Origin of the sequence: Aerococcus agrisoli, from assembly GCF_003797145.1 — a bacterium.
Taxonomy (GTDB): domain Bacteria; phylum Bacillota; class Bacilli; order Lactobacillales; family Aerococcaceae; genus Aerococcus; species Aerococcus agrisoli.
Window position 1 is genome coordinate 43057 of record NZ_RKMG01000001.1, and the last position, 13219, is coordinate 56275.

General features: G+C 40.1%; 8 protein-coding genes and 1 other annotated feature. All 8 genes read left to right on the forward strand.

Annotated elements, in window-relative coordinates; translation table 11 throughout:
- The first annotated feature begins 220 nt into the window (after positions 1-220).
- Positions 221-1765: an ABC transporter substrate-binding protein/permease gene (locus EF384_RS00185; protein WP_123778991.1), complete on the forward strand. Its 1545-nt coding sequence runs from the start codon at positions 221-223 to the stop codon at positions 1763-1765.
- A 43-nt stretch (positions 1766-1808) separates the two neighbouring features.
- Entirely contained in the window at positions 1809-3098 is a 1290-nt protein-coding gene (locus EF384_RS00190) for an argininosuccinate synthase (protein ID WP_123778992.1), read from the forward strand.
- 431 nt (positions 3099-3529) lie between these two features.
- A complete protein-coding gene (locus EF384_RS00195) occupies positions 3530-4078 on the forward strand; it encodes an NADPH-dependent FMN reductase (protein ID WP_123778993.1) in 549 nt (182 codons plus the stop codon).
- A gap of 820 nt (positions 4079-4898) precedes the next feature.
- Positions 4899-5120 (forward strand) — a binding site (T-box leader).
- 58 nt (positions 5121-5178) lie between these two features.
- Positions 5179-6693, forward strand: a complete 1515-nt coding sequence (locus EF384_RS00200) for an ABC transporter substrate-binding protein/permease (protein ID WP_123778994.1) — start codon at positions 5179-5181, stop codon at positions 6691-6693.
- Between the two features lie 256 nt (positions 6694-6949).
- Positions 6950-8419, forward strand: coding sequence for a cell division site-positioning protein MapZ family protein (locus EF384_RS00205; RefSeq protein ID WP_148076692.1), 1470 nt, complete (start codon positions 6950-6952; stop codon positions 8417-8419).
- A gap of 182 nt (positions 8420-8601) precedes the next feature.
- Positions 8602-9996 carry a sugar transferase gene (locus EF384_RS00210; RefSeq protein WP_199729681.1) on the forward strand — a complete coding sequence of 465 codons (1395 nt, stop codon included), beginning with the start codon at positions 8602-8604 and terminating at the stop codon, positions 9994-9996.
- A gap of 623 nt (positions 9997-10619) precedes the next feature.
- The gene (locus EF384_RS00215; RefSeq protein ID WP_123778997.1) at positions 10620-12122 is read left to right on the forward strand and encodes a nicotinate phosphoribosyltransferase; all 1503 of its coding nucleotides are present in this window, start codon (positions 10620-10622) and stop codon (positions 12120-12122) included.
- 46 nt (positions 12123-12168) lie between these two features.
- A complete protein-coding gene (gene nadE, locus EF384_RS00220) occupies positions 12169-12999 on the forward strand; it encodes an NAD(+) synthase (RefSeq protein ID WP_123778998.1) in 831 nt (276 codons plus the stop codon).
- Positions 13000-13219: the final 220 nt, after the last annotated feature.

Here is a 13219-nt window from a genome sequence, read left to right on the forward strand (position 1 = left end):
GTATATTTCTAGAAATCCTTTTGAATGATTTGCTTGGATGTTGACCGAAAAGTTTGGCAGTCAGTGAATCCAGTGTAGAAGAGTTTGGTTGTGGAATGTATCGGACATCACTTTAGTGCAGAAAAATTTCAGCAGTAGAGTGGTACCGTGGATATTTCGTCCGCCTCTTCATTTAGAAGAGGTGGACTTTTTTTATAGGGAAAATAGGAGGATGAGGCAAATGTTTACGAAGGCAAAAAAATCAAAACAAAAAAATTGGGCGTTAAAGTGTGTGCATTTAGTAACTGTCATGTTGGTATTACTAGGGATTATTTCACCAGCTAAGCAAGCTTTAGCAAGTGAATGGACTGGCCCAGAGGCTGCAGCAGTTGTTGAGGGAGAGGATACCCTACTTTCTGAAATTCAAACACGTGGGGTTCTGAAAGTTGGGACGGCGTCTGGTTATTCCCCTTATGAATTTACCGTCTTGAAGGATGGTCAAAATGAGGTTGTGGGGATTGATATTTTCCTAGCTGAATATATTGCTGAAAAATTAGGCGTGCAACTTGAAGTTGTGGATATGGAATTTGGTTCGTTGATTGCTTCGCTTGAAACGGGCGGGATTGATATGATCATCGCTGGTATGGGTGCGACAGAAGAACGTGATGAGTCAATCGACTTCTCTGATTCATATGAAAAATCTGGTCAAAGTATCGTCATTCGTGAAGGCGAAGAAAATGAAATTGTTGATTATACATCATTTGAAAATGGCGAACATACAATTGCCGTTTCTGAAGCAACCTTACAAGAGTCTTATGTAAATGACTACTTTGAAAATCCTGATTTGTTGGTAATGCGTAAATCAGGGGATGCCATCGCAGCATTGATCTCAGGTCAAGCGGATGGGGTATTACTGGATGATGCAGTAGCGGGTGCCAATGCTGCTGAAAACGATGGGTTAACAGTTGTTGATTCAAATCTTGATGGTTTTGTTGAAGACCAAGGTAAATCAATTGGGCTTCCAGAAAATGAACCGTCATTACAAAATGCGGTAAATGAAATTTTAGTAGATGTGCAAGATCAAAATTTAATTGAAACTTGGACGGAAGCGTCATTCGATATTATTGCTGGTGAACAATCAGGTTCTTCTTGGTTAACTTACTGGCCATACTTCTGGGATGGTATTAAAACAACTTTACTAATCGCAGCAGTATCTATCTTCTTCGGTATGATTTTAGGTATCATCTTAGCTTTGATGCGTTTAACAAACAACCCGATTTTGAAAGCCTTAGCTGGTTTCTACATTGAGTTCGTACGTGGTACACCGTTGATGATTCAAGTATTATTCATGTTCTTAGGTGTTGGTTCAATTTTCGGTTGGTCTACATTAACAGCAGGTTTGGTTTCTGTTTCAATGAACTCAGGTGCTTATATTGCTGAGATTATCCGTGGTGGTGTGCAATCAGTAGATAAGGGTCAATCTGAAGCTGCGCGTTCGCTTGGTTTAAATTACTGGCAAACAATGCGTAAAGTTGTTTTCCCACAATCACTAAGATCAATTTGGCCGTCATTAGGGAATGAATTTATTACCTTGATTAAAGAATCTTCTATTGTATCAACAATCGGGGTTGCAGAATTAACTTTCCAAACACGTGCCGTAACAGGTCTTACTTACCAAGCGGTTGTACCTTTATTCATCTCAATGGTGATCTACTTCATCATGACCTACGCTTTATCACAACTATTGAATGTATATGAAAGAAAAATGAACAAAAAATACGCATAAGAAACGCATAAAATATTTTAAAAATTTTTAGGAGGCTTTATTCATGGCAACAAACAAAAACGAGATCAAAAAAGTATTATTAGCATATTCTGGTGGATTAGATACGTCAGTTATCATTCCTTGGTTAAAAGAAAACTACAACAACTGTGAAGTTATCGGTATGACTGGTAACGTTGGGCAAGATGACGATTTTGAATTCTTAAAACAAAAAGCTATTGATTGTGGTGCGACCAAGTTATACGTAGAAGATTTACGTGAAGAATTCATTACTGACTACATCTTCCCAGCAATTCAAGCAGGTGCTAAATACGAATCAACATACTTATTAGGGACAGCCTTCGCGCGTCCTTTAATCGCCAAACGTATGGTAGAAATTGCCCATCAAGAAGGCTGTGACGCAATTGTCCACGGTTGTACTGGTAAAGGGAATGACCAAGTTCGTTTTGAGCTAGGTATCCGTGAATTTGATCCACATATGACGATTATTGCGCCATGGCGTGAATGGGATATCTTATCTCGTGAACAAGAATTTGACTACGCAGAAGCGCACAATATTCCACTACCTATTACTCGTGAAACAAACTACTCTAAAGACGAAAACTTATTCCATTTATCCCATGAAGGTTTAGATTTAGAAGATCCAACAACAAAACCTAAATATGATGAAATCTTAGAATTAGGTGTATCTCCTCAAAAAGCACCTGATCAAGAAACAACTGTATCTGTTACTTTTGAAGCAGGTGTGCCAGTTGCTGTAAATGGTGAAAAATTAGATGCCATTCCATTATTAGAAAAATTAAATGAATTAGGTGGCGCTAACGGTATCGGTATCTTAGACGTTGTTGAAAACCGTTTAGTTGGGATGAAATCACGTGGAGTATATGAAACACCAGGTGGAACTATCCTTTACCACGCACATGAAAAATTGGAACAAATCACTTTAGATCGTGACACACAACACTACAAACAAGGTATGGCGTTGAAATATGCTGACTTAGTGTACAACGGTTTATGGTTCTCTCCTTTACGTAAAGCATTACAAGTGTTTGTAGATGAAACACAAAAAAATGTAACTGGTACGGTTCATATGGAATTGTACAAAGGGAATATTATTGATGCTGGTATGACTAGTCCTTACTCATTATATTCAGATGCTTTAGCTACATTTGGTGAAGATGATATCTACAACCAAAATGACGCAGAAGGTTTCATCAAGTTATTTGGTCTACCACAATCAGCACGTGTGATGGCGGAACAAACTTGGGCCAAGGGTGATACTACAGAACCTGGTGCCTTCACGGATGTTGAAAGAAACAACGAGTGGTTACGTTAATCACTTTTATCAAAGTTTCGGATATTCGGATCTTAACGAAGCAAAGTTTCGAATTTGAAGTAGGCATTTTGTGAAAGACTATGTGAATGAATCACTTATATAGAAGAATTAGAAAAAATGGCGTGAATTGCTTGTCGATTTACGCTGTTTTTTTGGGGAAAATCAAATAAAAAAAGGGGTCTCAATCTTTTAAAATACAAACATTGTACTTATTTTGAGTAAGTAGACCTGTTTTCTACTTACATTTTGTAAGTGGAAATGTTGATATAGTGGGGATTATCACATGTAAGGTTAGTTTTTCGCAAAATAACCAAAAATATTTTTGACAAAAAAGGGCTCAAATCTTTGATATTTCGAAATAGAGATGTTAATATAAGTCTTGTAAGATAAATAAAACAAATTAACTAATTTTGAAAAGGGGATTTTTAAAAATGACTAAATATGCTGTAATTTCTGGTTCAACTCGTCAAAACTCATTATCTGAAGGCGTTGCTAAAGCAATCGTTGCTGGCTTACCTGAAGGTTCAGAAGTAAACTTCTTGGAAATCGGTAACTTACCATTATACAACCAAGACTTAGACGCTAACTCTCCAGCTGAATACGATGAATTCCGTGCACAAGTTGCTGCTGCTGATGCTTACATCTTTGTAACTCCAGAACACAACCGTAACATCCCAGCTGCATTGAAAAACGCTTTAGACGTTGCATCTCGTCCTTGGGGTCAAAACGTATGGGCTGGCAAACCAGCTTTAGTAGCATCTCAATCAATCGGTGGTATCTCAGGCGTTTTAGCTCACCACTCTTTACGTCAAACATTAGTATTCTTAGACGTTCATGCTATGGCTCAACCAGAACTATACATCAACACTTCAGTTACTTCTGATATGGAAACTGGTGAAGTTACTAACGAAGATACTAAAGCATTCTTAGCATCTGCAGGTGCAGGTTTCGCTGAATACGCTAAAAAATTCGTTGACTAATCTTAGTTAACTATTCAAATCAAAAGGATCAGCCTTGGCTGGTCCTTTTTTGTTGGACGAATATGGGTAAACTTGTATGGGAAAAAGAAGCGCTGGCACTTAAATAACGCTCAGTATGAGGGGAAAAGTCTTGTTGTGTAGTTTCTTAGTTAGGAAGAAGTGTGAAATCGAGACCTTGGCTCGATTTCATCCTATTTCAAGATAAAAGTGAAAATATTTCTACATTAGGCCACTAGCTAATTTTCATTTTTAGTGATGAACACAACAGCTAATCAACAAAGTGAAAAAAACACTTTTTTATTTATCAAGATGGATAAAAGCAGATATTGATCACTTCAAAGGGCTGTGTGAACATTTATGAGAAAAAATGGTTCACAAAACTGCCTGTGTGATTCGACTTCAAAAAAGGAAATCACACAGCCCTCTGTGTGACGCGAATTTTCTCATTTTGAACACTTCAGCGCCCTGAAGTGTTCAAATAGCGGTTATTTTAAGTTCGATAAATACAATCCCCAACAAGCCAGACAAACTCCTAAACTTTCAGTGTGAAATCCACCGGTGGCTTTCTAAACGCCCGCGCTCTCATCCTGTGAAGTCGAGTTCGAAAAAGCAACCCTCTGCCCACTTCAGATTAGTTTGTCGATGACTACCGTCATCGCCTGCACTAATCTTCCACTGGTTGAGGGCTGAACGCTTTTTCTCACATCCTATAAAAAAATGAGAAAAATATCCATTAAATGTGACATATGATATTGACAAAGATTAGGACTAGTCCATATAATGTAGAAGTTGTAATGTAAGATTTTATAAACAAGTAAATAAAATTTCTGAGATACAAAGAGTAAATGATGACTGAGTCAAAGCGAGGGGCGATCGGTGGAAGGCCCTACTTGAAGCATCATTGAACCGCATTGTTGAGAAGAATGGTTGAAAGCAGTAGGCCATTCCGCTAATGACGTTACCATTTCAAGAAAAGTATGCTGGCGATTGCAAATTCCGGCATGCTTGAATTAGAGTGGTACCGTGGATCTCCGCCTCTTTTATAGAGGTGGGGATTTTTTTGTTTTATTGGTCATTTAGGTATTAAAAGGAGGAAGCACATGAAATACATCAAACAATTTAGCTTAGTTCTGATGACTTTGTTGGCAGTATTATTTACTGGCGGAACAGGACAAGCACAAGCAAGTGAAACAAGCGCATCAGACGATGCAAGCGCAGCAAGTTCGACAAGCGTTGCAGGGGACGACGCCTTATACCAAGCTATTCAAGACCGTGGTGTTTTACGCGTTGGGACAAACTCAACATATGCACCATTTGAATTCTCTATCTTAGTAGATGGTGAAAACCAAGTCGTTGGGGTGGATATGTTCCTAGCTGAGAAAATTGCTGACGATATGGGCGTTGACCTAGAAATCGTCGACATGGAATTCTCAAACTTATTAACGGCTTTAGATACAGGTCAAATCGATATCGTACTTGCAGGTATGACGGCAACTGAAGAACGTGCCAAATCAGTAGATTTCTCTGATATCTACCAAGTATCTGGCCAATCATTTGTAATCCAAGAAAGCAAAGCAACTGATATCCAAGATGATACCTACTTCAAAGAAGGCGGAAAAATTTCCGTAGGTGAAGGAACTACCCAACAAATTCTTGTAGGTGACTACTATCCAAACGCAGAAGTGCAAGTCATGCGTACGACAACGGATTCAATTTCTGCCTTAAATTCAGACTTAGTTGACGGTGTGTTACTGGACGAGGATGTAGCGGGTGCCTATGCCGCTGAAAACCCCAACCTAACTGTTATCGAAGCGGATTTACCAATCCAAGATCCAGGTAAAGCTGCAGCCTTACCAAAAAATCAACCGACCTTATTAGCAGCGGTGAATGCATCAATTACCGAAGTGAAAGACCAAGGCTTAATGGATAAATACTTAGAAGATTCATATGCCTTGATTGCAGCGAACAAACAATCCACTTGGGCAGCCTATGCACCATACTTCATTGACGGTGTGAAAACGACCTTAATCATTTCCGCAACAGCCATCTTCTTCGGTTTAATCCTTGGTGTGGCGCTTGCCTTAATGCGTCTATCAGGTGTCAAAGTGATTGACTGGTTGGCACAAGCTTACATTGAAATCGTTCGTGGTACACCATTAATGGTTCAAGTATTATTCATTTACTTAGGTTTCGCCGGTATCTTTGGTTGGTCGACAATGACTTCAGGTCTAGTAGCCGTATCCTTAAACTCTGGTGCCTACATCGCCGAAATCATCCGTGGTGGTATCAATTCAGTTGACAAAGGCCAAGCCGAAGCCGCGCGTTCATTAGGTTTAGGCTACTGGGTAACCATGCGTAAAGTTATTTTCCCACAATCCTTACGCTCAATCTGGCCATCATTAGGGAACGAATTCGTATCCCTAATCAAAGAATCATCAATCGTTTCAACCATCGGTGTCGCGGAATTAACCTTCCAAACCCGTAACGTATCAACGATTACCTTCAACGGCATCATCCCATTGATCATCTCAATGGCCATTTACTTCATCTTGACCTTCACATTAACCAAACTATTGAACGTCTATGAACGCCGTATGAACGAAAAATATAACTAAACTTAACCAAGAGGCCGGACCTGTTCCGGTCTTTTTTGTCTTTTGGGAAAAGGACGGGACTCAATTTGCATAGCGCTACTAGGAGTAGGCAGACACCGTGTTCAAAACCCTGCTCAGTCTGGTCAACCGCTAGCTGTTACAGTCATGTTACGAGCGTATGTCTAATATAAAATTTTTGTGATAAAGCACAACACAAACCTTTTTTTTCAAAAAATCATGCTAATCTTAAGATATAAAGAAAAGGGAGGGCGAGATAATGATGCAAAGGTTTATGGGTAGAAACCGAAACTATGCCATTTTGTTAATTGTGCTCGTTTTATGTGCGATTTTCATCATTATTCGTAGTTTTACCAACAGTAGCCGAATGTCAGCGGAAGAACGTACCGTTGCGGTTGCTGCTTCAGTGAACGCACTCTATTATGATAATTCCTATACATTTTTAAAAGAAGATATTACACAAGATGAAATTGAAGCGGTTAGCGATGATGTGGCCGACTTAACTGAAAATGATGATAAAGATATCATCGAAGAACGTTTAGCATCTGTGCAAAGACGTTTTGATATGCAAAATCAAGTGAACGCCTTGTTTGAGGCAGATGATGAACAAGCGGTCATCAACGGCGCTACCATTAAAGAATTTGTGGTGGTTGAAGATGATATTACGCTTGATATGATTGACTTTTTAAAAGATGATTACGCCAATGAATTAAGTAATTTGGACGATGGTTTCTATGCGACGACTGACGCCTTGATGGACGAAGCAGCGCAACAAGTGGCCTTGTTCGATAGTTACGAGGATGCCATTGCGGATATTCAAGCAGATGACCAATTGACCTATGATGATTTAGCTGGTCACTTGGAACAGATGGTGACCGATGTCAATGAGATTGAAAATCCATACGTGCAAAGCAAATTATTATTGATGATTGCGGCCATGGATGAGGAAACAACCGAAAGTATTTTCCAACGGTTGGTGAAAAAAGCAGAAGACGCCAACGCGACGGCCTCTGAATTAGCACGAATTCGTGAAGAAGGGCAAGCAGCGCTTGCTTTATCAGCAGAACGTTGCCAAGACTTGCGTGATAAGGGAGAACAAATCCTAGCAAGTAAGGCAGCTACATCAACCTTAACCTTGCGTGTTCAAAAGGATAAACCATCATTTGATGTCGATACGAATGTGGCAAGCAATATTCTTGGAGGCCGAAATATTGCAAGTGCGCGTTCATATCAAACGAGTGGACGTACAAGTAGTTCAAGTGCCAACCTACCATCTTCTAGTGTGGCTGTAGATACACCAAGTTCAAGTAGTGCTGAGACGAGTACGGATGTCTTGAGCGAGGTGGATAGCTCTAGTGCTGAAACCATTAGTGAACCAGCAGCATCGATTAGTTCGGACGTTATGGCAAGCATACCAAGTACTAGTAGTGATACAAGTGTTGATACGGGCGTTATCCCATCAAGCTCTGATTCAGCGGGTATCAGTACATCCTCAAGTTCAAGTGTGGCAAGTTCGTCAAGTGAGTCCAGAGACGATTCATCTATCGATGATCCGTCCTCAACTAGTGCTTCTGTAACGGATCCTAGTCAAATGAGTTCCGAATCTTCAACGAGTGATTCAGTGATTGAAAATAGTAGTTCCGCTAGTGTTTCAACTGACCAACCTCAAAGTTCAATTGAAGAAAGTTTACCGTCGAGTTCGGAAATTCCGATAGCTACACCACAGTAAAATACAAACAATTTGATAGAGAGTTGTAACCAAACAGGGTTTCAGCTCTTTTTTTGTACAAAAAGGTCGGATTTAATAGTTTTTTAAAGAGAAATAGGGAATTATCAAGTCACGATATGGTAAAATGTATTGGATTATAGATATCTTTACTATAAGTAAATAGAAATGAAATGGGTGAAAAAATGCAAAAAAACGGAGAATGGACCAACTGGTACCGCGTTGTTATCGTGGCCACAGAAGCGTTAATACTGTTCCTTTCCTATATTGTTTCATTCTTTTTGCGATACGGTCGATATGTACCTTTGAAAAACTTTGAAGCCTTTCAAGGCGCCATCGGATGGATTTTGATGATATTTATCTTCATCAATATTTTATTCGGTGTGTATATTCTTTACGATAAAACCAAAGGTGACCTTTTCTTCATTACAATTATTAGCCAAGCGATTTTAGCTGTCGTTGCGATGGTCTTAAGTTTCGCCGGTCGTTGGTTGGCCTTTCCAAGATCAGTTGTCTTAATTGATTTTGTGGTCAGCGTAGTCATGCTTTATATTTTTAGAGCCTTAGTGTTTGATATTTATCGACGCTACGCATCAACGAAACGTGTCATGATTGTAGGGACTGAGGATGCTGTTTTCCCAGCAATATATAATTTCAAAAATTCGAAAAGTACGCGTCACATCGTTACGCACGTAGTCTTGGAAGATTACTATCGTAACGTGAAGAGTCGCCTTGATGAATATGACATTGTATACCTTGCATCGCAAATTGATGAAACGGAAAAACTGAAAATTTACGATTTATTAATGCGTGCCAACAAAAAATTATTCTTGAATTCTAAGTTTGAAAACTTAGTCATGGTGAATCCAAATATCATGAACTTCGAAGATGAATCTATCATCGAAACGTCTGATTTTGCGATTCCAGCCGATCAAGCCATCATCAAACGAGGCATAGATATTATCATGGCCCTTGTTGGTTTAGTCTTAGCGTCACCAATCATGTTGATTACGGCGATTTTGATTAAACTAACGTCAAAAGGTCCAGTATTCTACCGCCAAGTACGTATTACTAAGGGTGGCGAGGAATTTGATATCTTGAAATTCCGTTCAATGACTACGGATGCTGAAGTAAAATCAGGTCCAATGATTGCAACGAAAAATGATGCCCGTGTAACAACAATTGGTAAGTACATTCGTGCTTTACGTATCGATGAATTACCACAATTGTTAAATGTATTACGCGGTGACATGTCGATGATTGGTCCTCGACCTGAACGACCTTTCTTCGTGAATCAATTCCAAGAAGAAAACCCGCATTACTACCTACGCCACAATGTGCAAGCTGGTATTACCGGTTACGCACAGGTTTACGGTAAATATGCGACTGACTTCAACTCTAAATTGAACTTTGATTTGATTTATATCAAACAATACTCAATCATTTTAGACTTCAAGATCTTGCTACAAACCATCAAGATTCTATTTGATAAGGTATCTTCTTCAGGTATTGATGAAGATGAAAAACCAACTGTAACAAGAGAAGAAGCACGTGAAATGAATATTGAAGTAATTGGCTAAAAGAAAACAGCTACGATGCAAATCGTGGCTGTTTTTTGTTGGTTCAAATGTCGGCCCTCACATCCTAAAGTTGAGTTCTGAAAAGCTGACCCTTGCCCACTTCAGAATAATTTGCGTCCCACTGTGTGTGCCACGGCATTATTCTTCCAGTGGTTAGGGTCAAAGCGCTTTTCCTCACATCCTATAAAGTTGAGTTCGCTTGGACTGACTGGTCTCCACTTCGGAAATATTTGCAGCAAGTTACACTTGCTACTGCATATGACCTCCAGTGCTACCAGTCAAAACGTCCGCGCTCACATCCTATAAAGTTGAGTTCGCTTGGACTGACTGGTCTCCACTTCGGAAATATTTGCAGCAAGTTACACTTGCTACTGCATATGACCTCCAGTGCTACCAGTCAAAACGTCCGCGCTCACATCCTATAAAGTTGAGTTCCAATAAGCAGACCCGACTCCACTTCAGACTATATTGCGCCACACTGCGTGTGTCACTGCTATAGTCTTCCAGTGTTCGGGTCTAAACGCGTATTGTCACATCCTATAAAATGGCTCATGGTAACAAGATTAATGCCTTTAGTGGTATAATAGGATGTATCAAATCACTATTTGGAGGAAAAATAAATAATGAAGACAACCATCAATGATAGTTTAGCACTTCACACAGATTTATACGAAATCAATATGATGAAAACTTATTGGGACGCAGGCAAAGCTGACCAACAAGCGGTTTTTGAAGTGTATTTCCGTAATAATCCCTTTGACAGTGGCTATGCCATCTTTGCAGGTCTAGAACGTGTCATTCAATATGTTCAAGGGTTGAAATTTACTGAAGATGACATCGATTATCTACGTGAAACACAAAATTATCCTGAAGAATTCTTAGCTTATCTTGCTGACTACCATTTTGATGCAAGCATTCGCTCAATGGAAGAAGGGGAAATTGTTTTCAATAACGAACCTATTATGCAAATCAAAGGTTCATTAGCTGACTGTACACTTGTTGAGACAGCTATTTTGAACATCATTAACTACCAAACATTAATTGCAACCAAAGCATCACGTATCCGTAACGTAGCTGGCGACGACAATTTAGCCGAATTCGGTGCTCGTCGTGCCCAAGAAATGGATGCTGCTATTTGGGGTGCTCGTGCAGCTTATATTGGTGGTTTCAACTCAACATCAAACGTTCGCGCTGGTAAATTATTTAATATTCCAATTTCAGGTACGCATGCCCATGCAATGGTGCAAGCATACCAAAATGACTACGAAGCTTTCAAAGCTTACGCAGCTTCACACGAAAAGTGTACTTTCTTGGTAGACACTTACGATACACTTCGTTCAGGTGTGCCAAACGCTATTCGTGTAGCCAATGAAATGGAAGACAAATCCCGTTTCGTCGGCGTTCGTATTGACTCAGGTGACATCTCTTACCTATCAACTCGTATCCGTAAAATGCTAGATGACGCCGGTTATCCGGATGCTATCATCGTTGCTTCAAACGATTTAGATGAAAAAACAATTCTAAACCTTAAGATGCAAGGCGCTAAGGTAGATGCATGGGGTGTTGGTACACAACTAATCACCGCTTTCGATCAACCTGCTTTGGGTGCAGTTTACAAACTTTGCTGTATCGAAGATGCCTCAGGCGAATTAGTACCAACAATGAAACTTTCTTCATCTCCTGATAAAATGACAACGCCTGGTGAAAAACAAATTTGGCGTATTACCCGTAAAAAAGACGGCAAGTCTGAAGGGGATTACGTCACTGGAATCAACGAAGATCCAACTCATGAAGAATCAATCTTCATGTTCCATCCAACATATACATACGTAAACAAGACAGTGCGTCATTTCAATGCACGCCCATTATTACGAACAATCTTTGATAAGGGTGAATTAGTATATGATGTACCTGCAATTGACGACATCCGTGACTTCTCACGTGAACATTTAGATGCACTTTGGGAAGAATACCGTCGTATGCTAAATCCAGAGCCATACCCAGTTGACCTTTCTCAACAATTGTATGACTTGAAGATGAATAGTATTGCTGAAATTCGTCAACGTGTTGCGGAAGACTGTAAAACTTTTGACTTGGACGAAGATTTAAACTTGAACTTCAAGTAATCAAGGATTCATAACGAGCTATATTTACTAGAGAAGAGGAAAAAACATGCGTCCACTACAAGAACGTATTATTGAAGAATTAAAAGTAGCCCCAACAATCGACCCGGAAACAGAAATCCGTCGTACTGTTGATTTTCTAAAAGACTATTTAAAACAATATCCATTCTTGAAAAGCCTAGTCCTAGGTATTTCTGGTGGTCAAGATTCTACTTTAGCAGGTACTTTGTGCCAAATCGCCATCAAAGAAATGCGTGAAGAAACTGGCGACCAAGACTACAAATTCATCGCCGTACGTTTACCATATGGCAACCAAGCCGATGAACAAGATGCTATGGACGCAATTGCTTTCATGGAAGCTGACCAAACTGTACGTGTAAACATCAAACCTGGTGTGGACGCTACAGTAGCGGAACTCGCTGATGGTGGCGTAAATGTATCAGACTTCAACAAAGGCAACATTAAAGCCCGTCAACGTATGATCGTACAATATGCGATTGCCGGTGAAAACGCGGGTGTTGTTGTTGGTACAGACCATGCAGCTGAAGCAATCACTGGATTCTATACCAAATTTGGTGATGGTGCAGCCGATGTCACACCACTATGGCGATTAAACAAACGTCAAGGACGTCAAATCTTAACCTATCTAGAAGCACCTGAACATTTATATGTAAAAGTGCCAACAGCAGACTTGGAAGAAGACCGTCCAGGCCTTGCGGATGAAGTCGCACTTGGCGTAACCTACGAAGACATCGACGACTACTTAGAAGGCAAAGAAATCGCTACAGAAGCAGCCGAAAAGATTGAATCATGGTTCACCAAAACAGAACACAAACGTGCCTTACCAATCACCGTTTACGACCAATGGTGGAGAAATTAGGATGTGAGGACCGACGCTTAGAAAGCCACCGGTGGAAGATTAGGGCAGGCGATGACGGTAGTCATCGACAATCTAATCTGAAGCGCAGGGCTTTCTGGAGGGCCGAACTCGACTTCAAAGGATGTGAGCGCGGGCGTTTAGACTGGTAGCACTGGAGGGAATATGCAGTAGCAAGCGCAGCTTGCTGCAAATATTTCCGAAGTGGAGACCAGGCTGCCCA